Source organism: Pseudomonas sp. PGPPP4 (genome assembly GCF_002256045.1).
GTDB lineage: Bacteria > Pseudomonadota > Gammaproteobacteria > Pseudomonadales > Pseudomonadaceae > Chryseomonas > Chryseomonas oryzihabitans.
This window is the reverse complement of sequence record NZ_NKID01000009.1, coordinates 23,283-45,380: the sequence shown is the minus strand read 5'-3', so window position 1 is coordinate 45,380 and position 22,098 is coordinate 23,283. Positions and strand designations below refer to the sequence as shown.

At 66.1% G+C, this 22,098-nt stretch carries 21 protein-coding genes, 3 tRNA genes and 2 pseudogenes; 11 read left to right on the top strand and 15 right to left on the bottom strand.

What is annotated here, in order from left to right; genetic code table 11:
- From CFE50_RS16400 to tyrS, 3 genes are all read right to left on the bottom strand, one after another.
- Window positions 1-768 carry an SDR family NAD(P)-dependent oxidoreductase gene (locus tag CFE50_RS16400; protein WP_027597687.1) on the bottom strand — a complete coding sequence of 256 codons (768 nt, stop codon included), beginning with the start codon at window positions 766-768 and terminating at the stop codon, window positions 1-3.
- A gap of 98 nt (window positions 769-866) precedes the next feature.
- On the bottom strand, window positions 867-1,544 hold the full coding sequence (locus CFE50_RS16395) for an SDR family NAD(P)-dependent oxidoreductase (RefSeq protein ID WP_169854257.1): 678 nt from the start codon (window positions 1,542-1,544) through the stop codon (window positions 867-869).
- Window positions 1,545-1,554: 10 nt separating this feature from the next.
- Complete coding sequence (gene tyrS, locus CFE50_RS16390; RefSeq protein ID WP_286735006.1) at window positions 1,555-2,799, bottom strand: tyrosine--tRNA ligase; 1,245 nt, start codon at window positions 2,797-2,799, stop codon at window positions 1,555-1,557.
- Between the two features lie 606 nt (window positions 2,800-3,405).
- Between tyrS and CFE50_RS16385 the strand changes: the two genes are divergently transcribed.
- The gene (locus CFE50_RS16385; protein ID WP_286735003.1) at window positions 3,406-4,578 is read left to right on the top strand and encodes a sensor histidine kinase; all 1,173 of its coding nucleotides are present in this window, start codon (window positions 3,406-3,408) and stop codon (window positions 4,576-4,578) included.
- Window positions 4,578-5,189, top strand: a complete 612-nt coding sequence (locus CFE50_RS16380; RefSeq protein ID WP_286735001.1) for a histidine phosphatase family protein — start codon at window positions 4,578-4,580, stop codon at window positions 5,187-5,189. Before CFE50_RS16385 ends, CFE50_RS16380 begins: the two co-directional genes overlap by 1 nt.
- A 2-nt stretch (window positions 5,190-5,191) precedes the next feature.
- On the opposite strand, the pseudogene CFE50_RS22880 reads toward CFE50_RS16380, so the two are convergent.
- From CFE50_RS22880 to CFE50_RS16355, 6 genes and pseudogenes are all read right to left on the bottom strand, one after another.
- A pseudogene (locus CFE50_RS22880) lies at window positions 5,192-5,629 on the bottom strand (methyl-accepting chemotaxis protein); the annotation flags it as partial.
- 105 nt (window positions 5,630-5,734) lie between these two features.
- Window positions 5,735-6,505, bottom strand: a pseudogene (locus tag CFE50_RS22875) (PAS domain-containing protein); the annotation flags it as partial.
- Window positions 6,506-6,754: 249 nt separating this feature from the next.
- Window positions 6,755-8,224 carry a chemotaxis protein CheW gene (locus CFE50_RS16370; protein ID WP_286734995.1) on the bottom strand — a complete coding sequence of 490 codons (1,470 nt, stop codon included), beginning with the start codon at window positions 8,222-8,224 and terminating at the stop codon, window positions 6,755-6,757.
- Entirely contained in the window at window positions 8,221-10,695 is a 2,475-nt protein-coding gene (locus CFE50_RS16365; protein ID WP_286734993.1) for a methyl-accepting chemotaxis protein, read from the bottom strand. The genes CFE50_RS16370 and CFE50_RS16365 overlap by 4 nt, the downstream gene beginning before the upstream one ends.
- 144 nt (window positions 10,696-10,839) lie before the next feature.
- Window positions 10,840-11,625 (bottom strand): sulfite exporter TauE/SafE family protein, encoded by a 786-nt coding sequence (locus CFE50_RS16360; protein WP_286734991.1) that lies wholly within the window; start codon window positions 11,623-11,625, stop codon window positions 10,840-10,842.
- A gap of 117 nt (window positions 11,626-11,742) precedes the next feature.
- The gene (locus CFE50_RS16355; RefSeq protein ID WP_058790830.1) at window positions 11,743-12,105 is read right to left on the bottom strand and encodes a hypothetical protein; all 363 of its coding nucleotides are present in this window, start codon (window positions 12,103-12,105) and stop codon (window positions 11,743-11,745) included.
- A gap of 165 nt (window positions 12,106-12,270) precedes the next feature.
- Between CFE50_RS16355 and CFE50_RS16350 the strand changes: the two genes are divergently transcribed.
- The 3 genes from CFE50_RS16350 (at window position 12,271) to CFE50_RS16340 (ending at window position 13,039) form a co-directional block, all read left to right on the top strand.
- Complete coding sequence (locus CFE50_RS16350; RefSeq protein WP_007162186.1) at window positions 12,271-12,474, top strand: hypothetical protein; 204 nt, start codon at window positions 12,271-12,273, stop codon at window positions 12,472-12,474.
- Window positions 12,475-12,550: 76 nt separating this feature from the next.
- The gene (locus CFE50_RS16345; RefSeq protein WP_260983952.1) at window positions 12,551-12,679 is read left to right on the top strand and encodes a hypothetical protein; all 129 of its coding nucleotides are present in this window, start codon (window positions 12,551-12,553) and stop codon (window positions 12,677-12,679) included.
- 177 nt (window positions 12,680-12,856) lie between these two features.
- Entirely contained in the window at window positions 12,857-13,039 is a 183-nt protein-coding gene (locus tag CFE50_RS16340) for a hypothetical protein (RefSeq protein WP_007162184.1), read from the top strand.
- A 95-nt stretch (window positions 13,040-13,134) separates the two neighbouring features.
- Here the strand turns inward: CFE50_RS16340 and CFE50_RS16335 are convergent.
- The 3 genes from CFE50_RS16335 to CFE50_RS16325 all read right to left on the bottom strand — a co-directional run bounded on the left by CFE50_RS16335 (window position 13,135) and on the right by CFE50_RS16325 (window position 13,458).
- Window positions 13,135-13,219, bottom strand: a tRNA-Leu gene (locus CFE50_RS16335).
- A gap of 51 nt (window positions 13,220-13,270) precedes the next feature.
- Window positions 13,271-13,346 (bottom strand) — tRNA-His (locus CFE50_RS16330).
- A 35-nt stretch (window positions 13,347-13,381) separates the two neighbouring features.
- Window positions 13,382-13,458 (bottom strand) — tRNA-Arg (locus CFE50_RS16325).
- Window positions 13,459-13,705: 247 nt separating this feature from the next.
- Here CFE50_RS16325 and folD point away from each other — a divergent pair.
- Window positions 13,706-14,560 carry a bifunctional methylenetetrahydrofolate dehydrogenase/methenyltetrahydrofolate cyclohydrolase FolD gene (gene folD, locus CFE50_RS16320; RefSeq protein ID WP_007162183.1) on the top strand — a complete coding sequence of 285 codons (855 nt, stop codon included), beginning with the start codon at window positions 13,706-13,708 and terminating at the stop codon, window positions 14,558-14,560.
- A 42-nt stretch (window positions 14,561-14,602) separates the two neighbouring features.
- Here the strand turns inward: folD and CFE50_RS16315 are convergent, their stop codons facing one another.
- Window positions 14,603-15,448 carry a glycine betaine ABC transporter substrate-binding protein gene (locus tag CFE50_RS16315; protein WP_371099721.1) on the bottom strand — a complete coding sequence of 282 codons (846 nt, stop codon included), beginning with the start codon at window positions 15,446-15,448 and terminating at the stop codon, window positions 14,603-14,605.
- Window positions 15,449-15,717: 269 nt separating this feature from the next.
- Between CFE50_RS16315 and mlaY the strand changes: the two genes are divergently transcribed.
- On the top strand, window positions 15,718-17,028 hold the full coding sequence (gene mlaY / locus CFE50_RS16310) for a lipid asymmetry maintenance lipase MlaY (protein ID WP_027597678.1): 1,311 nt from the start codon (window positions 15,718-15,720) through the stop codon (window positions 17,026-17,028).
- 97 nt (window positions 17,029-17,125) lie between these two features.
- A complete protein-coding gene (locus CFE50_RS16305; protein ID WP_223855461.1) occupies window positions 17,126-17,842 on the top strand; it encodes an MlaA family lipoprotein in 717 nt (238 codons plus the stop codon).
- Between the two features lie 3 nt (window positions 17,843-17,845).
- On the opposite strand, the gene CFE50_RS16300 is transcribed toward CFE50_RS16305, so the two are convergent.
- On the bottom strand, window positions 17,846-18,982 hold the full coding sequence (locus CFE50_RS16300) for a patatin-like phospholipase family protein (RefSeq protein WP_286734983.1): 1,137 nt from the start codon (window positions 18,980-18,982) through the stop codon (window positions 17,846-17,848).
- The gene (locus CFE50_RS16295) at window positions 18,983-19,918 is read right to left on the bottom strand and encodes a lipid A biosynthesis lauroyl acyltransferase (RefSeq protein ID WP_144946384.1); all 936 of its coding nucleotides are present in this window, start codon (window positions 19,916-19,918) and stop codon (window positions 18,983-18,985) included. It lies immediately after the preceding gene.
- Between the two features lie 151 nt (window positions 19,919-20,069).
- Between CFE50_RS16295 and minC the strand changes: the two genes are divergently transcribed.
- The 3 genes from minC (at window position 20,070) to minE (ending at window position 22,029) form a co-directional block, all read left to right on the top strand.
- Complete coding sequence (gene minC, locus CFE50_RS16290; RefSeq protein ID WP_027597674.1) at window positions 20,070-20,825, top strand: septum site-determining protein MinC; 756 nt, start codon at window positions 20,070-20,072, stop codon at window positions 20,823-20,825.
- A gap of 134 nt (window positions 20,826-20,959) precedes the next feature.
- Complete coding sequence (gene minD, locus CFE50_RS16285) at window positions 20,960-21,778, top strand: septum site-determining protein MinD (RefSeq protein ID WP_007162176.1); 819 nt, start codon at window positions 20,960-20,962, stop codon at window positions 21,776-21,778.
- Window positions 21,775-22,029, top strand: a complete 255-nt coding sequence (gene minE, locus CFE50_RS16280) for a cell division topological specificity factor MinE (RefSeq protein WP_007162175.1) — start codon at window positions 21,775-21,777, stop codon at window positions 22,027-22,029. Before minD ends, minE begins: the two co-directional genes overlap by 4 nt.
- The last annotated feature ends 69 nt before the right edge of the window (window positions 22,030-22,098 follow it).

Sequence of the window (22,098 nt, the reverse complement as noted above, 5' to 3'; positions counted from 1 at the left end):
CTAGCGCGGGGCCATGCGCAGCGCACCGTCGAGACGGATCACCTCGCCGTTGAGCATGGGATTCTCGATGATGTGGCGGACCAGGGCGGCGAATTCCTCGCCGCGACCGAGGCGCGGCGGAAAGGGCACGTTGGCGGCCAGGGCCTCGCGCACCTCGGGGGTCATGCCGGCCATCATGGGCGTCTCGAATACACCCGGCGCTATGGTCATGACCCGGATGCCCTGCCCGGCCAGTTCGCGCGCCGCCGGCAGGGTGAGCGCGGCGACGCCCCCCTTGGAGGCGGCATAGGCGGCCTGGCCGATCTGGCCGTCGAAGGCGGCGATGGAGGCGGTGTTGATGATCACGCCGCGTTCGCCGCCGGCATCGGCCTCGCCCTGGGCCATGGCCGCGGCGGCCAGGCGCAGCACATTGAAGCTGCCCACCAGGTTGACGTTGATGATGCGCGCGAAGGCGGCGAGATCGTGGGGGCCGTTGCGCCCGAGGATGCGTGCGCCGCCAACGATGCCGGCGCAGTTGATTGCCCCCTGCAGACCGCCCCAGCGGGCCAGGAGGGTATCCATGGCAGCGCTCAGGGCCTCGGCATCGGTCACGTCCACGGCGAGCGCCAGGGCCCGGTCGCCGAGGCGTTCGGCCTGGGCCTGCACGGCCTCGGCCTGCAGATCCAGCAGCGCCACCCGGGCGCCTGCCGCGATCAGCGCCGCGGCGGTGGCGGCGCCAAGGCCGGATCCGGCGCCGGTTACCAGAAAGGTGTGCTCGTCGATGCGCATGGGCGGGCTCTCCAGGATGATGGACTCATCTTCGATCCTCGACAGAGGTCGGACAAGGGCCGGATCGCTCAGCCGCACTGAGCGATCCGGCCCCCTGCTCACCAGGGCAGGGCCTGGCCCTGGTAGTCGAGAAAGGCACAGCCGCGCTGGCCGGCCCGCGCCTCGATCGTCGCTACCAGACCGGCAACGCTAGCGGCCACCTCGACCGGCGCGCCGGCCCCGCCCAAGGCGGTACGCACCCAACCCGGGTGCAGCGCCAGCACGGCGAAGGCGGGTTGCTGCCCGGCGACCCAGCTCTGCAACAGGCTGTTGAGCGCCGCCTTGCTGGCGCCATAGAGCGGCATGTCGGCGGCCCGTGCCAGGCTGACGCTACCCATCTGCGAACTCAGGCAGGCCGCCACTCCCGCCGCAGCCATCCGCGGCGCCAGGGCCTCCAGCAGCCGCAGCGGCGCCACGGCATTGGTCAGGAATAGCTCGCCCAGCTCCGCGGCGGTCGCCCGCTGCCCCTCCACCTCGTGCGGCCCCATGATGCCGGCATTGACGATCAGCCGATCCAGCGACTCATCGCGGCTTTCGCTCAGCAGTCGCGTGCCCAGCTCGGGATCGCAGAGATCGCCGGTCACCACCCGCAGCCGCCCCGCGGCGGTCGCCGCCAGGGCGTCCAGCGCCGCATTCGGTGTTCGTACCAGCGCCAGCACCTGGTCGCCACGACCCAGGTAGCGCTCGACCAGCCCCAGTCCTATGCCCCGCGAGGCGCCTATCACCCAGACCTTCATCGCCTTCTCCTCAGTCCACCGCTGTGATGCGCAGATGCCGCTTCTTGCCCAGACTTACCCGTCGACCGACGTCGCCCGCCGTGAGCCGCACATCGGGATCGGGTACCGGCTGCTCGTCCAGGCGCAAACCCCCGCCTTCCGCCAGCCGGCGGACCGCACTGCGCGACGGCTGCACACCGGTCTGCACCAGCAGCTCGACCAGGCTGACACCCGCCTCGAGCTGCTGGCGGCTCAGGGCGAGCGTCGGCAAGCGACCACCGCCGTCCCGGTCGGCGAAGACCTCGGCGGCCGCCGCCTCGGCCGCACGCTGGGCCTGCTCGCCGTGGGCCAGGCGGGTCGCCTCGTTGGCCAGCACGGTCTTGGCCAGATTGATCTCCGCGCCGCCCAGGGCCGCCAGCCGCCGTACCTCGTCCAGCGGCAGCTCGGTAAACAGCGCCAGGAAACGCTCGACGTCGGCATCGTCGCAGTTGCGCCAGAATTGCCAGAAGTCGAAGGCCGACAGCCGCTCCTCGTTGAGCCAGACCGCGCCCTGGGCCGACTTGCCCATCTTGCGGCCGTCACGGGTGGCCAGCAACGGCATGGTCAGGCCATGGAGCCGGGGACCGCCCTGCCGGCGTGACAGCTCCACGCCATTGATGATGTTGGCCCACTGGTCCGCGCCGCCCAGTTGCAGGGTGCAGCCATAGCGCCGCGACAACTCGACGAAGTCGTAGGCCTGCAGCAGGGTGTAGCCGAATTCCTCGAAGGACAGCGAGTGCTCGCGATCAAGGCGATTCCTGATGGCATCGAAGGTCAGCAGTCGATTGATGGAAAAGTGTCGACCCACGGCGCCGAGGAAATTCAGGTAGCCGAGGCCGTCGAGCCATTCGGCGTTGTCCACCACCTGGGCGCGACCGTGGCCATCGCCGACCTCCAGGTAGCGGTGGAAGGCCTTGGCGATACCGGCCATGTTCAGGGCGATCTGGCCTTCGGTGAGCACCGGGCGGCTGCTGTCGCGAAAGCTGGGATCGCCGATGCGGGTGGTGGCGCCGCCGATCAGCAGCAGGATGGGATGGCCGGCGCGCTGCAGCCAGCGCATCAGCATCAGGCCCTGCAGATGGCCGACGTGGAGGCTGTCGGCGGTGGCGTCGAAGCCGAGATAGCCGGTCACCGGGCCGCTGGCAAAGGCGCGGGCGAGGCCGTCACGGTCAGTGGTCTGGTGGACGAAGCCGCGGGCTTCGAGGGTGGCGAGCAGGTCTTGCGTGGTGGTGTCCATGGGGTCTCCTGTGGCTGGACGGTGCCTGGGAGACCGGGAGAAGTTGCCTTGACCGAGCCGCCCTGGGCGGTTCGGTCATGCAGCGCAGTACCTACCACCCGATATTGGTCAGGTAGTAGTAATAGGCGCTGATGGGGCAAAGGAAGGTTCGCATGGGGCGCCACGCTACCCATTCGCCCGCCGCTTGGCAACTGCGAACCGCTCGCACTGCCGCTTCGACCAGATGTCGCACCTCCTCTGCCGGCGGCTGAACGAACGGCGACAGTGGCGTTCCGACTCCTGTCCTTTGCCAGCAGTATCGAGACGCAGAGATGAACCTACCCGCTCCACCCCCCGAGATCCCCAGCACCGGCACGGCAGTCCCAGGCGTACCTGGACAAGGAACAGCCCTTGCGTGAGAGGATCTCCCCGATGAAAAGCATTACCCCGGCCAACCTGCTGTTGCTGCTGCTCTGCCTCACGGTGCTGGCCTACGCCACCGATCTGATCGGCTAGCCGAGCCCGGCCGATCGGCCGGTTACCCGGTTGGCTCGGCGGTCTGGCGGTTGCTCTCCGCCGTCTCTTGGCCTAGCGTTCAGGGCCTGTCCGTCAGAGAACTACCGCGCCATGCCCAGCCAACCCTCCAGCACCGTCGAAAGCCTCGAGCTGCTGGCGTCCCTGGATTCCGTCGCGGCGCTCCTGCGCGTGGTCTGCGACATCAGCGGCCTCGGGGTCGCCACCGTGGCCGAGGTCACCGAGCAGCGCTGGATCGCCTGCGCGGTGGAGGATCGCATCGCCTTCGGCCTGCAACCCGGCGCCGAACTGGATCTCGAATCCACCCTGTGCAACCACGTGCGCTCCTCCCACGACGCCGTGATCATCAGCGACGTGGCCCAGAATCCCACCTACTGCGACCATCCGGCGCCGGGCCTCTACGGCTGGAAGAGCTATCTGTCGGTGCCGGTGTTCCGGCCCAATGGCACCTTCTTCGGCACGCTGTGCGCCTTCGATCCCCAGCCCGCGCCGCGGCTGGAGCAGCGCCCGGTGATCGACACCCTGGACGGCTTCGCCCGTCTGCTGGGGGAATTGCTCGCCCGGGAAGAACAGCGCCGCGAGGCGAGCCCCGGCACGCGCGGCGATCACGATCTCACGCCGCTGCGCGAGCAACTGCTGGTGCTGCTGGAAGAAGACCTGCAGCGTCCGCTGCAGGCGCTAGCCGCGCAGGACCCGCCCACGCGCGCCGCAGAGGCCGAGCCCTGGCAGGCCGAGGCCCGGCGCCTGGCCGAGCGCAGCGCTGCGGCCGTCGACTTCGTCCGTGTGCGTCTCGGCCACGGCCTGCCGCTGAAACTGACCTTGGTGGAGGGCGTCAACGAGCGTCTGACCGACCTGCTCGCCACGCTGCAGACCCGTTTTCCCGACCAGACCCTAGGCAGCGAGCTGCCGGAGCTACCCGCCGTGCTGCGCCTCGATCTGCCGCGCCTGCTGCAGGCCGTGGGGGCGTTGCTGGAGTGGGTCGCTTGCCGCAATCCCCCCGGCGGCAAGCTGCTGTTGCGCGGCCTGATCCAGGAACGCTGCTACAGCCTGGCCGTGGAAAGCAGCACCGCCGTGGTGGATCCCGGCAGCCTGAGCCAGGTGTTCCAGCCGGCGCTGAGCCAGGCAACAGCTGAACAGCCCGCCCGCCTGGAGTTGAGCCTCTACCTCGCCCAGGAAGTCGCCCGCGGCCATGGCGGCAGCCTGATCGCGCGACTGGAAGACGGCCGCCTGCGTTTCCTTCTCACCCTGCCCACGGCCCTGGACTGATGCCCTTGCCCTTCCCCGCTCCCTTGCTGGTGATCCGTCACGGCGAAACCGACTGGAATGCCAGCGGCCGCCTGCAGGGTCGTCAGGACATACCGCTCAACGCCCGTGGCCGGGCCCAGGCCGAGGCCGTGGGCCTGGCCCTGCGCGAACGCCTCGACATCTCTCGCTTCACCTGCCTGAGCAGTCCGCTGCAACGCGCCAGTGAAACCCTCGATCTGATCCTGGCGCAGCTGCCCGGGGCGCCGCTCAGTCTGGGCCGCGATGCGCGCCTGGCGGAAAAGGCCTTTGGCGACTGGGAAGGCCTGGACATGCCGACCATCGCCCAGCGCTATCCCGAGCAGCATGCCCGGCGCATGGCCGAGCCCTATACCTTTCGGGTACCTGGTGGCGAAAGCTATGCCGACGCCGCCGAACGGGTGCGCCCCCTGCTGGAGGAGCTCCAGGGTCCTACCCTGCTGGTGGCCCATGGCGCCCTGATCCGCAGCCTGCTGGTGGCCATCGGTCTGGCCAGCCCGGAGGTGGCGACGCGGATGGTCATCCACCAGGGCCGCTGGCTGGAACTGGATGCGGCCGGTTATGCGTGGTACAGCGCCCCCGGCTGGGACGCCTAGCCTTAACTCAGCCGGCGAGCGAACTGGCTGACCGCGCCCACCACCTGGCGGGCGCCTTCCTGGATCTCGGTGATGCGCACCCCGGCGTTGCTGGCCAGGTGCAGCCCCTGCTCCGCCTGCTGCCGGCTGGCCGCCATGTTGCTGACCGCCGTCTGCGCCAGTTGCTGGTTCTGCTGCACCACACCGACGATCTCCTCGGTGGCCTTGCTGGTGCGCCCGGCCAGTTGCCGGACCTCGTCCGCCACCACCGCGAAGCCCCGCCCCTGCTCGCCGGCCCGGGCGGCTTCGATGGCGGCGTTGAGCGCCAGCAGATTGGTCTGCTCGGCGATGCCGCTGATGGTCTTGACGATGGCGCTGATCACCAGCGACTGTTTGCCGAGGTCCTCGATGCCATTGGCGGCGACCTGGATCTCGTCGGCGATGCGGGTCATCACCGCGACCGTGTCCTGCACCACCGCCGCGCCCTGACGGGCGCTTTCGTCGGTGGTCTGGGAGATGTCGAAGGCGACCCGCGCGGCCTCGGCCACCGCCAGTTCCTGTTCCACCTGCTCGGTGATGACGGTGGCGAACTTGATGACCTTGTACAGCTCGCCGCGGGTATTGAGCACCGGGTTGTAGGAGGCCTCCAGCCAGACGGTATGACCATGGCTGTCGATGCGCTTGAAGCGGCTGGCCACGTAGTCGCCGCGGTTGAGCCGCTCCCAGAAGGCGCGATAGTCGGCCGACTCGGCCTCTTCACGGCTGCAGAACATCCGGTGGTGCTTGCCGACGATCTGCGCCAGCGAATAGCCCATGCCCTGCAGGAAGCGCTCGTTGGCGGTCAGCACCTCGCCGGACAGGTTGAACTCGATCACCGCGGTGGATCTCAGCAGCGCATTGATGATGCCCGAGTGTTCGGTGGAGGTTTCTACCTGCTCGGTACGGTCATAGGCATAGCAGCGGATCTGCTTGACCTGACCCTGGCTGTCGCGCACCGGCGTCCAGATGGCATAGAGCCAGGCGACGCCGCCCGTGCCGCGCAGCAGGCGATAGATGCCACTGGCCTGGCGGCCTTCGCTGAAGCTGCGTTTCAGGTCACCGTAGCAGACCAGCTTCTTCACATAGTCCGGAATGATGTCGTCCAGATTTCGCCCGGTCAGACTACCTGGGGCGTAGCCCAGGCAGCGCGCGAAGTTCTCGTTGAAATCCTCGATCCGGCCCTGGGCGTCCAGCAGCAGATGCAGCGAATCCTGATGGAAGGCGGCGCTGACCTGGCGGTGCTCGGACAGTTCGGCTTCGAGATCGGCGATGCGGCGTTTGAGTGCGGCGTTGAACATGGGATCACCCAGGAAAGTTGTGTCTTTCTCTGGTTCGACGCGCCGTGGGATTTCTTGACAGGGCGCTGATGAACGCCCGCCCCCGGAACTGCCAGGAACAGCCCCGATCGCACACCCCGCCTGGCACCGGCGGGAAAACCTCACGGGCTCTAGCCTGCCCCTGCCGCTTCGATGAGGACATCAGACGACGCCTGACCAGAGCGCTGGCGATCCGTTACCCGACCGCTCAGCGAAGTGACAGGCGGTAGGTCACATCGCCGCAGCCAAGGGCTCCGGCAGGGTCTGCCGTGGCTGGCCTTCCAGGCGCCACGCCAGGGCGCCGAGGTCGATCAGGGTCGCCTGGCGACTGTTGCCCGGCGCCCCTACCCCTACCCAGCTCTGCGCCCGCTGCGCCGGCACCGCGCCGCCCTCGCCCGGCAACTGCCAGCTGCGCGCCAGGGCATCGGCGCGCAATTCGGTAAAGGCCTCGATGGCCTCCACTCGCTGCACCACGAAGCCCAGGCGCTGCCGCTGCCCTTCCACCACGATCACCTGATCGCCGGGGCCGGGCTCGACCGCCACCGCACCGGCGAGGGTGCGCAGGCACACCAGGGTGATCTGCTGGCCGCGGACCTCCATCAACCCCAGCAGCCGCGGGTCCCGCTGACCGAGGCGCAGGAAATGCGCCGGCAGCGGCAGGACCTCGGCCACCTGCTCCAGCGGTACGGCGAACAGCAATTCGGCGAGAAAGGTCAGGCACGGCTGACGCCGCACCTGGCGGCGCTCTTCGCGCAACAGGTCGCGATCGGTGCGATAGATCCGCGCATAGGCGACCGCCGCCTCCTGGCACCCCAGGGCCAGGTGATCGATCACGATCGCCGCCTCGCCATCGGCGGCGCTGAATACCCCACGCAACAGCCCCGGCTGCTCCAGGCCAAAGCCCAGCAGTGGCGCGCACTGCTCCGGGTCCCGGCGCCACATGCCAAGCAGCCGCTGGAAGCCAAAGGCAACCCGATACTGACCCTGGTCGCCCGCCGCCAGCACCAGCAGCTGCTCATGGTGACCGTTCGCCGGCGTGGCCAGGCCGAGCAGCTCGGACAGCTCCAGCACCGGCAGGACCTGGCCCCGCAGCTGCACCTGGTGGCGACAGCTGTCGCTGGCGAATTCACTGGGGGTCAGGTGCGGTCGATCCACCAGCTCCTGCACCACCGCCGCATCCAGGCACAGGCGGCGCCCATCGCACTCGAACAGCAGATAGAGGCGCTCCCCTTCCTTGCCGCTGGCCACCTGCTGCCGCGTCGACGGCACGTCGGCACTGACCTCGAAGCCCGGCAAGGCGGCCAGGGCATCCAGGTCCAGCAGATGCACCAGCCGACCGCTGTCCGGGCGCAGGTACACCTGCCCCAGCAGGCGTCCAGGCGCGCCTTGCAAGCGTACGATGACGTCATCCGTCAGCCCGAGGAGATCCACCACGCCATCGATGGCCAGGCCGAAGCGTCCACCGCCCTGGCGGATCACGGCGATCCGCCGCTCGCCCTCGCCCGCCGGCAGCCCCAGCAGGCGATGACCGTCCACCAGCGGCAGCGGCTGGCCGCCCAGCTCGAAGAGGCCGAGCAGCCAGGGCACCGGACTCGGATGGGCGGCCAGGCGCTCCGGCCAGGGCACCACGCGTTCCAGGGCCTGGGCGGACAGGGCGACTTCCAGTTCGCCGATCCGCACGACGCCCTGGGTCGCGGTCACGATCGGGCTCCCCCAGTCACCGGCGTGAGCGTGGTGGCCGCGTCCAGCTCTTGGATCAGTTGATTGACCCGCGCCGCATCCTCGAGCTGGGCCGCGGTGGAGCCGTTGATGGCCTCGATGGACTGCTGGGTCTTGCCCACCCCTTCGGCGATCAGGCCAAAGGCCTCGCCCACGCTGCGCGAGATCTCGCTGCCCTGGGCGATGCTTTTGACCGACTCCAGGATCAGCTTGTTGATCTCCTTGGTCGCCTGGGACGACTTCTCGGCCAGCTTGCGCACCTCGTCGGCCACCACCGAGAAGCCCAGTCCGTGCTCGCCGGCGCGGGCCGCCTCGATGGCTGCGTTGAAGGCCAGCATGTTGGTCTGGTTGGCGATGTCGCTGATCACCTGAACGATGTCCTGGATGCCCCCGGCGGTGGTGCCTATGGCCTCCATGGCATCCAGCGAGCGGCTCAGAGTCAGGGAGCCGCGCTCGGCTTCCTCCAGGGTGCGTCGAGCCATGCGGTTGGCGTCGTCGGTGGTCTCGGCGATCTGGTTGATGGAGCGGGTCAGGGCGTGCAGCGAGAGATTCATCTGCTCGATCTTCTGCCGCAGGTGCTGCTCCAGCTCCACCTGGTGGGTGATATCAGTGGCGAACTTCACCACCTTGTGCACCTGGCCATCGGCGTCGAAGATCGGGTTGTAGGTGGCCTGGATCCAGATGCGCTGGCCGAACTTGCTCAGCCGCATGAAGCGTCCGCCAAACACCTCGCCCTGGGCCAGCCGCGCCCAGAACTCGCGGTACTCGCCGGAGGCGACGTGTTCCGCCTCGCAGAAGATGCGGTGATGCTGGCCGCGGATCTCTTCCAGACGATAACCCAGGGTCGCGAGGAAGTTGCGGTTGGCATCGAGGATCTTGCCGGTCAGGTCGAATTCGATCACTGCCTGGCCACGGTCGACGGCCGCCACCTTGCCCGCATAGTCGCTGTTGCGAACCTGGCTTTCGGTGATGTCCACGGCGAACTTCACCACCTTGCACGGCTTGCCGTCGGCGTCGAAGATCGGGTTGTAGGTGGCCTGGATCCAGATCTCCTCGCCCCGGCTGTTGCGTCTCTTGTACACCCCGGCGTCGAATTCGCCCCGCGCCAATTTATCCCAGAACAACCGGTACTCCGCGGAACGGGCATAGTCGTCGGGACAGAAGATGCGGTGGTGCTTGCCCACTACCTCATCGGCCTGGTAACCCAGAGCCAGCAGGAAGTTGCGGTTGGCGGTGAGCACCGTGCCGTCGAGGGAGAACTCGGCGATGGCCTGGGAGCGGTCGATGGCCGCCACCTTGCCTTCGTAGTCGCTGTTGCGTAGCTGACTCTCGGTGACGTCGCTGGCAAACTTCACCACCTTGTAGGGCTTGCCCTCGGCTTCGAGGATGGGGTTGTAGGTGGCCTGGATCCACACCTGGCGGCCGTCGCTGGCGCGTCTCTTGTACAGCCCGGTATCGAAGTCGCCGCGACCGAGCTTTTCCCAGAACAGCCGATAGCCCGGCGAGCGGGCATGCTCGGGTTCGCAGAAGATCCGGTGGTGCTTGCCGCGCACCTCGTCCAGGCTGTAACCCAGGGCCGACAGGAAATTCTCGTTGGCCGTCAGGATGTTGCCCTGCAGATCGAATTCGATCACCGCCTGGGCACGGTCGATGGCGGCCATCTTGCCTTCGAATTCGGCGGCCTGCAGTTGCGCAGCTGTGACATCGACGGCGAACTTCACCACCTTGTAGGGCCGACCATCGCTGTCGAGGATGGGGTTGTAGGTGGCCTGGATCCAGATCGGCCGGCCATCGCGGCGGATGCGCTTGTAGACGCCGGTATCGAAGACGCCCTGCCCCAGGCGATTCCACAGCAGGGCGTACTCCGCCGAACGCGCGTAGTCGGCCGGGCACATCAGGCTGTGATGACGCCCGCGCAGCTCGTCCAGCGCATAGCCGGTCATGCGGAGGAAATTGTCGTTGGCCCAGAGCACGTTGCCCTGCAGATCGAATTCGATCGCCGCCTGGGAGCGATGGATGGCCTCGATCTTGCCCTCGTACTCGACCGCCTCCAGGCGCGTCGCGGTGATGTCGGTGGCGAACTTGATGATGCGCTGCGGGCGCCCCTGGCTATCCAGCAACGGATTGTAGGTGGCGCGGATCCATCTCAGGCTGCCGTCCTTGTGCTTGCGGCGGTAGACACCGCTATGGAATTCGCCGCGTCCCAGCGTCGCCCAGAAGTCCTGATAGTCGTCGCTTTCCGCTACCTCGGGCGGGCAGAACAGCCGGTGATGCCGCCCACTGATCTCCTCGAGACGATAGCCGAAGGTCTCCAGGAAGTTGTCGTTGGCGTGCAGCACATTGCCCTGCAGATCGAATTCGATCACTGCCAGGGAGCGATCCAGCGCCTGGCGCAGCGCATGATAGGCAGTGGCATCGTCGACAGCGGCGGATTCGGCAGAGGCGGAAAACATTTGGCAGCTCCAGGAGAGGACTCGGCGCTCAGGTTATCGGCAATTGCGATAACAAATTGAGTAGCAACTATCCTAGAGATGTTTTCAGCTGGCGGATCGCCAGTAGTCGTCCGATGAATGACTCTTTACCGCCAGCGGTTGTGTTTAGACCACCAGTTTGGTGCCTATCACCAGCAGCATGACTGCCAGACAGGGGCGCAAGACGCCGTCCGGCACGCGTCCGGAGAGATGACTACCCAAGAAGATGCCCGGCAGTGAACCCAGCAGCAGAAAGCCCAGGATGTGCCAGTCCAGATTGCCCAGGCCGGCATGTCCCAGCCCTGCCACCAGTGTCAGGGGGACCGCATGGGCGATCTCGGTGCCGACCAGACGCCGGGTCGCCATCAGCGGATAGAGCAGAAAGAGCGCCACCGTACCCAGGGCACCCGCGCCAATGGAGGTCAGGGTCACCATGAAGCCCAGTACCGCGCCGGTCAGGACCGTCAGGGCATTGAGCCGCCCGGCGCTCAGGTGAAATCTGTCGCTGGCATGGCGGCTGGCAAAGGCGAAGATCTGCTTCTTGAACAGGATGGCCAGGGCCGTCAGCAGCAACACGATGCCCAGGGCATGCTTGATCAGCGCATTGGTCGCCTGCTGATCACCGGGCAGCAGGGCCAGGGCGAGCAGCGTCAGTGCCGCCGCGGGCACGCTGCCGGCGGCCAGCCAACCGGTCACCTTCCAGTCGATGTTGCGATTGCGCTGGTGGACGAAGACGCCGCCGGCCTTGGTGATGGCGGCATAGAGCAGATCGGTCCCCACCGCTGCGGCCGGATTGATCCCGAACCAGAGCAGGATGGGCGTCATCAGCGAGCCACCACCCACCCCCGTCATGCCGACGATGAAGCCAACCACCAGCCCCGCGACCACGAAGCCCATCGACCCTACTTCCATTACAGCCCCAATTGCCGTTGTCGGCTCATCTTGCGGCCGCACAGGATAACCACTCAGGTTATACCGACCTATATGAAAAGAGTCTTTACTTATAACCGAACACGCTAACCCTGAGGATCATCGGCTCTGATGGGCATTCAGATAGGCCGCCACCTCGTCGTCGCCATAGCCGGCACGCCGCGCATGGGTTTCGATGGCGGCACGGCAGGCAGGGTCGGTGATGGTCGCTGGCAGGGTGGACCCGCAGGGCGTCAGGGCCGCCTGGGCCAGGAAGCTCGCGAGATCCTGCTTGTGTTCGTCGGCGACGGGATGGGTACCCGTGGTGGGTGCATGGGCCGCTACCGGCGGCGTAGTGGTGGCCACCACGGCCGGCTCGCTGCCGGTCGAATCGCTGCGATGGGTGGTGGCCACGGCGGCGATCACCAGCAGGCCGAAACCTGCGGTCAGCACCAGCAACTTGCGCGTCGAATTCCCGCTCATGATCTGTTCTTCCCTCTATAAAGCTGACATCTCGGACCTGAAAACGACACGAGCTGCCGAAAGTCCGACTTTTGACCAATCAAGTCAGACAATATTTTTCCCACCTGTGTTCAGTCGAAGCTCCCCCATGCCACACTCCGAAGCGTCAGGAGATAGGAGCGGCTCATGCAGCAGAAGGATTTCATCGGGCCCCGCCTGCGCCAGCTCAGTGCGGATCTCTCGCTCGCCGATCGGCTGGCGGAGAGCGCCCAGGTCGATCTCAACGCCGATCTCAAGCGCCGGGTTCGCGAAGACCTGGAACAGGCGCTGCGCGAAGTGGGTCAGCTCAGCGAAGAACAGACGCTCTGGCTGAACTGGGCGAACAGCTAGCCTTGATGCGACCGGTGTCGTCGCGCTGTAACGCGCGGTTGCTATCTGTAGCGGCATCTACCTTCTGGAGCCCAGCATGAAAGCGGAATACGAAATCAGTGATGACATCGCCCAGTTCGTGGGCGGCGCCTTGATCAGCCTGGTCCTGATCAGTGGCGGAGCCCTCGGCGGCGCCTTCTTCCTGCTGACCACAACGCTCAACTGACCGTTGGTCGCCACCTCCCGCCTGACCCGCCCCGGGGCGCGGCCGTCCTTGACCGGCCGCGTGGCCAGCGGCGGCGCCGCCACTCGTCCGGGCTCTCCAGGCATCTTGCATTACCCGCCCAGCGCATTATCTTGAAGGTGCCAATAACAATTAGTGCATACGGCAAGAGGTCGGATCATGCGAACCCAATTGACCCGCTCGATCACCCTGTTCGACAGCGCCATCGATCAGTCCGCCACGGCAGGCTCGCCGCCGCCCGTGTGCCACAGGCGCACCGCGCAACGCTGGACCCGGGCCCTGCTGTTCGGCACTTCGTTGGCCTTCGCCCTCTGCGCGCCGCTGCTGCGGCATCTGCACTGAGGTCCGGCGCCGGCGCTAGCGATCCTCTGGTCGCCCGCTAAATCGCGGGCACAAAAAAACCGGCACTGGGCCGGTCTCTTGCTGTGCATCTTGATTGGTGCGGACGGAGAGACTCGAACTCTCACACCTTGCGGCGCCAGAACCTAAATCTGGTGTGTCTACCAATTCCACCACGTCCGCGAGACGCTTGAAACACGAACGCCAGACACAAGGTCTGGCGTTCGCTAAATATGGGGTGGACGATGGGAATCGAACCCACGACACCAGGAGCCACAATCCTGTGCTCTACCAACTGAGCTACGCCCACCATATCTTACCTGCTTGCCGTCGCCGAACCGCCAATGGCGCGCCCGGCAGGACTCGAACCTGCGACCATCCGCTTAGAAGGCGGATGCTCTATCCAGCTGAGCTACGGGCGCCTGTTACGGCAGCTGCCCTAGCAGAGACTTCCTTGGTGAGAAGCCTCTTGCCTGGCCCTTGTCAGTGACTTGGGCTGTGCTCGGCAAGCGGGGCGAATGTTATAAAGCTCGCGCAGGTCCGTCAACTAATTTTTTAAAAATTTTTAAGCAGAAGAATGAGTTAGCCGCCGCAGAGGCTTCTCTGTTGCGAGCGGGCCCGTCCATGCGAAAATAGCCGACCCTTTTCCGTCACCACCAGAAATCGCCCATGACCGCCCAACTGATCGACGGCAAGTCCATTGCCGCCCGCCTGCGCCAGGATATTGCCCAGCGAGTCTCTCAACGTCGTAGCGCCGGACTGCGCGCCCCTGGCCTCGCCGTCATCCTGGTCGGCGACGATCCCGCCTCGCGCGTCTATGTGGCGCACAAGCGCAAGGACTGCGAAGAGGTCGGTTTCGACTCCTATGCCCATGACCTGCCGGCCACTACCAGCCAGGCCGAGCTGGAAGCCCTGATCGATCGTCTGAATGACGACACCGGCGTCGACGGCATCCTGCTGCAACTGCCCCTCCCCGCCCACCTGGACGCCACCGGGTTGCTGGAGCGCATCCGCACCGACAAGGACGTGGACGGCTTCCACCCCTACAATTTGGGCCGGCTGGCGCAGCGCAATCCCCAGCTGCGCCCCTGCACGCCCAAGGGCATCATGACCCTGCTGCACAGCACCGGCGTCGACCTCTATGGTCTGGATGCGGTGGTCGTCGGCGCCTCCAATATCGTCGGCCGCCCCATGGCGCTGGAATTGCTGCTGGCCGGCTGCACCACCACCGTGACCCACAGGTTCACCCGCTCCCTCGAGCACCATGTCAGCCAGGCCGACCTGGTGGTGGTCGCCGTGGGCAAGCCCGGACTGGTCAAGGGTGAATGGATCAAGCCCGGCGCCATCGTCATCGACGTCGGCATCAATCGTCAGGCCGATGGCCGCCTGGTCGGCGACGTCGAATACGAAAGCGCCTGCGAACGCGCCAGCTGGATCACCCCGGTCCCGGGTGGCGTCGGCCCCATGACGCGGGCCTGCCTGCTGGAGAACACGCTGTACGCGGCCGAGCAGCTGCACAGCTAGCAAAACGGGCCCCGCGGGGCCCGTTCTTCATTCGGCCAACCCTCAGGGCAGCCAGGACTTCACGCGATCCGGATGGGCAGCGATCCAGGCCTTGGCGGCCTCTTCCGGCTTCTTACCTTCTTCCACGGCCAGCATCACCTCGTTCACCTCACCCGGCTGCCAGGCGAATTTCTTCAGGAAATCCCAGACCGGCTTGGCCTTGGCTTCGAGGGCCGGGTTGGCCACGGTGTCCACATGCTCGGAGCCACCGAACACGCCCTTGGGATCTTCGAGGAACTTGAGCTTCCACTTGGCGAACATCCAGTGCGGTACCCAGCCCGTCACCACGACCGGCTTCTGGTCCTTTTCCGCCCGGGTCAGCTCGGCGATCATGCCGCTGCCCGAACTGGCCACCAGCTTGTAGTCCAGGCCGTAGTCCTTGATCGCCTGGTCGGCCTTGAGCATGACCCCGGCACCGGCGTCGATACCGACGATCCGGCCGCCGAAGTCGGCCTTCTGCGCCTGCAGATCGGCGATGCTGTTGGCCTTGACGTACTCCGGCACGATCAGACCGATCTTGGCATCGGGGGTATTGACGTTCAGATCGACCACCTGGTCCTTCATCTTCTCGTAGTAGGCGCCGTGAGTGACCGGCAACCAGGCGGAGAGCATGGCGTCGAGCTTGCCGCGCGCGACCCCCTGCCACATGATGCCGGCGGCGACCGGCATGAGCTTGACCTCATAGCCCAGATTCTGGCGGATCACTTCAGCTGCGGTATGGGTCGTGGCCACGCTATCGGCCCAGCCATCGACATAGCCGATAGTGATTTCCGGCTTGGCCGCCTGGGCCAGGCTCATGGCCGAGGTCAGCGCAACACCGAGTCCTATTCCCAACAGTTTCTTCACCATGCTCATGCAGCAGTCCTCTCGCTATGGAAGTCGGGCGGTTGCCCCACCCCCATCATTCGGGCAATGCAAGATGGCCACTACCGCCTGGACGACGCATAACGACCGGTTAGCGACAAGAGCTGCACTTTTCGCGACATCCGATGTCGCTTGACGCAGCCCGTCGACCGCTCTGTAATCGACGCCTCGCAGAAACCTTCGCTCGCCGATGCAACCTATCGGCGAGTCGTTGTCTTACCTACGCTCTCAAGCCCTCTGAAAGGACTCTGTCCATGCGTCTTCCGTTGCGCGTCGCCGCCCTGCTGGGCGCGCTGTTTTCCGGCCTCTGGGGTACCGCGCACGCGGCCGCCGAAGTGGATGCCGCCACCTATGGCTATCCACTGGTCAATCCTTTCGAAGCCACCATCGTCACCACGCCGGAAAAATTCCGCCCCGAGCTGCCGCCCGAAAGCACCATCGACCAGGATGACTACAGTCTCAACCTGCGTCCGGAGCGGGAATACCAGCTGCCCGGCAACTTCTGGCCGGTGAAGAAATTCCACTACCGCCTCGCCCGCCAGGACCATCCGGCGCCGCTGATCTTCCTGATCGCCGGCACCGGGGCCAACTATTCCTCCAGCACCCAGGAATACCTCAAGCGGCTGTATTACGCGGCCGGCTACCACGTGGTGCAGCTGTCCTCGCCCACCAGCTGGGACTTCATGGTGTCGGTGTCGCGCACCGCCACCCCGGGCTACACCCCGCACGATGCCGAGGACCTCTATCGGGCCATGCAGGCGGTGCGCGCCCAGCATCCCAAGCTGCCCGTCACCGACTACTACCTGACCGGCTACAGCCTGGGCGGCCTGGACGCCGCCTTCGTCTCCTACCTGGACGAAAGCCAACGCAGCTTCAATTTCAAGAAGGTGCTGATGGTCAATCCGCCGGTCAATCTGCTGACCTCGGTACGCAACCTGGATCGCCTGGTGCAGACCGAGGTGAAGGGCGTCACCAACAACCGCACCTTCTACGAGCTGATCCTGTCCAAGCTGACCCGCTACTTCCAGGAAAAGGGCTACGTCGACTTCAACGACGCCGTGGTGCGCGACTTCCAGCGCTCGCCGGAGCGGCTGAGCAACGAAGAACTGGCCATGCTGATCGGCTCGTCCTTCCGCTTCTCGGCAGCCGACATCGCCTTTACCTCCGACCTGATCAACCGCCGCGGCCTGATCACCCCGCCGACCTACCCGATCAGCGAGGGCACCAGCCTGACGCGCTTCTTCGCCCGTTCGCTGCAGTGCGATTTCGACTGCTACATGACCGAGCAGGTGATGCCGTTCTGGCAAAAGAACTTCAAGGGGCAGAACCTCGACGATCTGGCGCGCAAGTCCAGCCTCACCGCGCTGGAGGACTATCTGAAGAGCAGCCCGAAGATCGGCGTCATGCACAATGCCGACGACATCATCCTCGGCCCGGGCGACCTCGGTTTCCTGCGCAAGACCTTTGGCGATCGCTTGACCGTCTATCCCCACGGCGGCCATTGCGGCAATCTCAACTACCGCGTCAACGCGAACGCCATGCTGGAGTTCTTCGCCCGTGGTTAAGTCCCTGCTCGCTCTTCTCCTGATGGCCAGTGCCTCGGTATTCGCTGCCGAATCGAGCCCGCCGCCCTCCTCCACCCTGACCATCGGCTCGGACACCATGCCGGCCGCGCCTGTGGGCGCCGACGGCTTCAGCAATCCGCTGTCGACCCTCAAGTACAACCCGGGGCTGGACCAGCGCGAATTCGAACGGGCGTCACTGGTGGCGCTGGACGTCTACGACCCCTTCGAATCCTGGAACCGCCACGTCTACCACTTCAACTATCGGCTGGACGAGTGGGTCCTGCTGCCGGTGGTCAATGGTTATCGCTATATCACCCCGCGCTTCGTCCGCTCGGGCGTGAGCAACTTCTTCAGCAACCTGGGCGACGTCAACAACCTGCTCAACAGCCTGCTGCAGTTCAAGGGCCGCCGCGCCCTGGACACCACCGGCCGGCTGCTGCTCAACACCACCGTGGGGGTGTTCGGCCTGTGGGATCCGGCGACCCGCGTCGGGCTGATCAAGCAGCCGGAAGACTTCGGCCAGACCCTGGGCTTCTATGGCGTGGGTGACGGTCCCTTCCTGATGCTGCCGATCCTCGGCCCGTCCAACCTGCGCGACACCGGTGGCCTGGCGGTGGACTTCGCCGCCGAGGCGCAGATCAACTTCCTCAACGTCAGCGACGAGAGCAGTCGTCATCCGGAGATCATGGTGCTGCGCGGCATCAACCTCAGGTACGTGACCGACATGAGATACGGCCAGCTCAACTCGCCCTTCGAGTACGAGAAGATCCGCTACTTCTACACCAAGGCGCGGGAACTGCAGATCGCCGAATAAGGCCTAGGCGCCGGCGAGAAAGGCCCGCAGCTCCGGCAGGCGGGCCTGGGCATCGGCCCTTCCCAGCGCCATCAGCTCCTGGCAGTAGGCCGCTTCGAACAGCAGATAGCTGAGCAGGGCACTGCCCGAAGGCCGATTCACCCCGACGCCGCGCAGCAACTGCCGCAATGCCGGCGGCAGGCGCTTGCGGTGATGGGTGGCGATGTCCGCCAGCGGCTGGCTGGGCGAGATCACCAGCATCTCCACGGGACGGCAGAAGCGTCCGCTGACCGGATCCCCCGCCGGCAGCGCACTGCTCAGCAGATTGAGACGGCGCAGGGTTTCGGTATCGCTGTCCAGGGCATCGACGAAGGTGCTGTTGAGCAGGTGGCCGCCGATCTGCGCCACCGTCGGCGGCCGACCCTGCAGGCCGTGCTCGTGCCCCCCGGGCGCGCCGAGCCCTATGACCAGGATGCGATCCGCCCCCAGATGCAGCGCCGGACTGATGGGCGCCGTCTGCCGCACCGAGCCATCGCCCAGGTATTCACGCCCCACCTTCACCGGCGGAAAGAACAGCGGAATGGCCGTGCTGGCGAGCAGGTGGTCGACCGCCAGCCGCGCCGGAACCCCGACGCGCCGGTGGCGAAACCAGGGATCCAGGGCGCCATGACTCTGGTAAAAGGTCATCGCCTGGCCCGAGGCGTAACCGAACGCCGTGACTGCCACGGCGCGCAGGGCGCGCTGGCGCAAGGCGGCGGTGATGCCGGAGAAATCCAGCTCGCGGCTGAGCAGGGCTCGCAGCGGGGCGTTGTCGAGCAGGGCCAGGGGCTCCTGGCGCCAGGCACCGAACAGCGTCTGCAGCCCGAAGCGCGCGGCCTGGCGGGTCGCCCCCGCCCAGTCGCTGCGATAGATCATCGCCGTGTTCAGACCTGACCAGACCGCCGCCAGGCGATCCACCGCACGGCCGAAATCCAGGGCGCCACAGCCCAGCACGGCGGCATTCAGCGCCCCCGCCGAGGTACCGACGAGAATCGGAAAGGGATTGTCGGAACGGACCGCCAGGGTGTCCGCCACCACCTGCAGCACCCCGACCTGATAGGCGGCCCGCGCGCCACCGCCGGCCAGAATCAGCCCCGTGCGCCCTTCGCCGCCCAGACTCATCTAGCGTTTCTTCTTCGGATAGAGCTTGGGCTCACCGGCCGGGCGGGTCTTGAAGCGCCGGTGGGCCCAGAGGTACTGCTCGGGCAACTGGCTGACGCAGTGCTCCACCCACTGGTTGATGCGCAGGCAGTCGGCTTCCTCGCTGTCGCCGGGAAAGTCGGCCAGCGGCGGATGAACGACCAGGCGATAGCCCGAACCATCCGCCAGGCGTTCCTGGGTGAAGGGCAGCACCCTGGCCCGCCCCAGACGGGCGAACTTGGTGGTGGCCGTCACCGTCGCCGCCTGGATGCCGAACAGCGGCACGAAGAGGCTCTGCTTGGCGCCGTAGTCCTGATCCGGCGCATACCAGATGGCACGACCGGCGCGCAGCACCTTGAGCATGGCGCGCACGTCCTCGCGCTCGATGGCGGTGGCGTCCAGGTTGTGGCGCTCGCGACCACGGCGCTGGATGAAGTCGAACACCGGATTCTTGTGCTGGCGGTACATGCCATCGATGGTGTGCCGCTGACCGAGCAGCGCCGCACCGATTTCCAGGGTGGTGAAATGCAGCGCCATGAGGATCACGCCCTGCCCGTCGCGCTGGGCGGCCTGCAGGTGCTCGAGGCCTTCGATATGGGCCAGCCCGGCCAGGCGCTGCCGCGGCCACCACCAGCTCATGGCCATCTCCAGCAGGGCCATGGCGCTGCTGGCGAAGTTGCGCCTGAGCAACAGGTCACGCGCCTGTTCGTCGAGCTGAGGAAAGCAGAGTTCCAGATTGCGGCGGGCGATGGCCCGGCGCTGCCCGGCGACGTGATAGAAGATCCAGCCGAGTCCCCGGGCCAGACGCAGCAGCACGGCGTAGGGCAGTTGCACCAGCAGCCAGAGCAGGCCGAGCCCCAGCCAGAGCGGCCAATAACGTGGATTGAGAAAGGCGAGGCGGAAAGACGGCCGCTCCATCGGAACTCCTGCATGAAAAAGTCGCGCCATTCTACAGGCCTCGCGCAGATTTCCCGTAGCCTTCACAGTCACGGCCCCCCGCACCCGGTGAGGGTTGCGACACGCGGGGCATCCCGCTATAAGTCCCGCCATCCAAGCACAAGTACCCACCATGACCGCAGCCGATCCTTCCGAAAGCGACTCCGTCTTCCAGCTCAAGGGCAACATGCTCGCCGTGACCGTGCTGGAGCTTCTCCGCAACGACCTCGGGCGCCTGGACCGGCAACTGGCCCAGAAGGTCGCCCAGGCCCCCAACTTCTTCCAGGAAACGCCGCTGGTGCTGGGCCTGGACAAGCTCGCCGAGGATGCCGGCCCGCTCGACCTGGGCGCCCTCCTCGACCTCTGCCGCCGCCACGGCCTGCGCACCCTGGCCCTGCGTGCCAGCCGCAGCGGGGACCTGGCCGCCGCCAACGACTACGACCTGCCGATCCTGCCGCCCAGCTCCGGTGGCCGCGAGCGCCAGGTCGAGCCGCGCGATCGCGAACCGGTGAAGCCGGCGGAACCGCCCAAACCGGTCGTACCGCCCGCCCCGCCGATCAATCCCACCAAGATCATCACCGCACCGGTGCGCGGGGGCGTGCAGCTCTATGCTCCGGCCGGTGATCTGGTGGTGCTGGCACCGGTCAGCCCGGGCGCCGAACTGCTCGCCGACGGCAACATTCATGTCTACGGCCCCATGCGCGGCCGGGCACTGGCCGGCGTCAAAGGTGATACTAAAGCGCGGATTTTCTGCCAGCAGCTGACCGCGGAACTGCTTTCCATCGCCGGCCAGTACAAGGTCGCCGAAGACCTGCGACGCCATCCACAATGGGGCAATCCGGTACAGGTCAGCCTGGTGGGAGATGTGTTGAACATCACCCGTCTTTAACGGATACTTCCGCGAATTTTTCGCAGTTGGCGCCTAAGCCGCCAACGGCAACACGAAGCGCGACACTGCCTGCAATCTCGTCACCGAGGGCACCGAGTCGCTTCAGTTATTACTTTCGATCAAGGTGAATCAGTTTGGCCAAAGTACTCGTAGTCACCTCCGGCAAGGGCGGCGTCGGCAAGACCACCAGCAGCGCCGCCATCGGTACCGGTCTCGCCCTGCGCGGCCACAAGACCGTCATCGTCGACTTCGACGTCGGCCTGCGTAACCTCGACCTGATCATGGGCTGCGAGCGCCGCGTGGTGTACGACTTCGTCAACGTGATCAACAACGAAGCCACCCTGAGCCAGGCCCTGATCAAGGACAAGCGTCTCGAGAACCTGTTCGTGCTGGCCGCCAGCCAGACCCGTGACAAGGACGCCCTGACCCAGGATGGCGTCGAGCGTGTGATCAACGAACTCAAGCAGACCTTCGATTTCATCGTCTGCGATTCCCCCGCCGGCATCGAGAAGGGCGCCCACCTGGCGATGTACTTCGCCGACGAGGCCATCGTGGTGACCAACCCCGAAGTCTCCTCGGTCCGCGACTCCGACCGCATGCTCGGCCTGCTGGCCAGCAAGTCGCGGCGCGCGGAAAAGGGCGAGGAAGCCATCAAGGAACACCTGCTGCTGACCCGCTACAACCCCGAGCGCGTGACCAAGGGCGAAATGCTCGGCGTCGAGGACGTGGAAGAGATCCTGTCCATTCGCCTGCTGGGCGTGATCCCCGAATCCCAGGCGGTGCTCAAGGCGTCGAACCAGGGTATTCCGGTGATTCTCGACGAACAGAGCGACGCCGGTCAGGCCTACAGTGATACCGTGGAGCGACTGCTCGGCAAGGAAGTGGCCTATCGCTTCCTCGACGTGAAGAAGAAAGGCTTCCTGCAACGTCTGTTCGGGGGTGGTGGCGAATGAGCATCTTCGACTTCTTTCGCGATCGGAAGAAGCAGAACAGCGCTTCGATAGCCAAGGAGCGGCTGCAGATCATCGTGGCCCACGAACGCGGGCGCCACGAGCAGCCGGACTATCTGCCGCAACTGCAGAAGGACCTGCTGGAAGTGATCCGCAAGTACGTGCCCATCGAGCAGGACCAGATCCAGGTCGAACTGGAAAACCAGGGCAGCTGCTCGATCCTCGAACTCAACATCACCCTGCCCGACCGCTAAGGCGCGTCTTGCAGGACAGCGGCGGCCCCAGGGCCGCCGTTGGCGTTTAAGCCATGTCGAATCCGCTGC

Bases quoted from the DNA above. Each gene is read 5' to 3' on its own strand.
- CFE50_RS16395 (WP_169854257.1), bottom strand. From the start codon at position 1,544: ATGAAGGTCTGGGTGATAGGCGCCTCGCGGGGCATAGGACTGGGGCTG.
- tyrS (WP_286735006.1), bottom strand. From the start codon at position 2,799: ATGGACACCACCACGCAAGACCTGCTCGCCACCCTCGAAGCCCGCGGC.
- mlaY (WP_027597678.1), top strand. From the start codon at position 15,718: ATGCGTCTTCCGTTGCGCGTCGCCGCCCTGCTGGGCGCGCTGTTTTCC.
- minC (WP_027597674.1), top strand. From the start codon at position 20,070: ATGACCGCAGCCGATCCTTCCGAAAGCGACTCCGTCTTCCAGCTCAAG.
- CFE50_RS16340 (WP_007162184.1), top strand. From the start codon at position 12,857: ATGCGAACCCAATTGACCCGCTCGATCACCCTGTTCGACAGCGCCATC.
- CFE50_RS16345 (WP_260983952.1), top strand. From the start codon at position 12,551: ATGAAAGCGGAATACGAAATCAGTGATGACATCGCCCAGTTCGTGGGC.
- folD (WP_007162183.1), top strand. From the start codon at position 13,706: ATGACCGCCCAACTGATCGACGGCAAGTCCATTGCCGCCCGCCTGCGC.
- CFE50_RS16400 (WP_027597687.1), bottom strand. From the start codon at position 768: ATGCGCATCGACGAGCACACCTTTCTGGTAACCGGCGCCGGATCCGGC.
- CFE50_RS16305 (WP_223855461.1), top strand. From the start codon at position 17,126: ATGCCGGCCGCGCCTGTGGGCGCCGACGGCTTCAGCAATCCGCTGTCG.
- minE (WP_007162175.1), top strand. From the start codon at position 21,775: ATGAGCATCTTCGACTTCTTTCGCGATCGGAAGAAGCAGAACAGCGCT.
- CFE50_RS16295 (WP_144946384.1), bottom strand. From the start codon at position 19,918: ATGGAGCGGCCGTCTTTCCGCCTCGCCTTTCTCAATCCACGTTATTGG.
- CFE50_RS16380 (WP_286735001.1), top strand. From the start codon at position 4,578: ATGCCCTTGCCCTTCCCCGCTCCCTTGCTGGTGATCCGTCACGGCGAA.
- CFE50_RS16365 (WP_286734993.1), bottom strand. From the start codon at position 10,695: ATGTTTTCCGCCTCTGCCGAATCCGCCGCTGTCGACGATGCCACTGCC.
- CFE50_RS16385 (WP_286735003.1), top strand. From the start codon at position 3,406: ATGCCCAGCCAACCCTCCAGCACCGTCGAAAGCCTCGAGCTGCTGGCG.
- CFE50_RS16315 (WP_371099721.1), bottom strand. From the start codon at position 15,448: ATGGTGAAGAAACTGTTGGGAATAGGACTCGGTGTTGCGCTGACCTCG.
- CFE50_RS16355 (WP_058790830.1), bottom strand. From the start codon at position 12,105: ATGAGCGGGAATTCGACGCGCAAGTTGCTGGTGCTGACCGCAGGTTTC.
- CFE50_RS16360 (WP_286734991.1), bottom strand. From the start codon at position 11,625: ATGGAAGTAGGGTCGATGGGCTTCGTGGTCGCGGGGCTGGTGGTTGGC.
- CFE50_RS16350 (WP_007162186.1), top strand. From the start codon at position 12,271: ATGCAGCAGAAGGATTTCATCGGGCCCCGCCTGCGCCAGCTCAGTGCG.
- CFE50_RS16300 (WP_286734983.1), bottom strand. From the start codon at position 18,982: ATGAGTCTGGGCGGCGAAGGGCGCACGGGGCTGATTCTGGCCGGCGGT.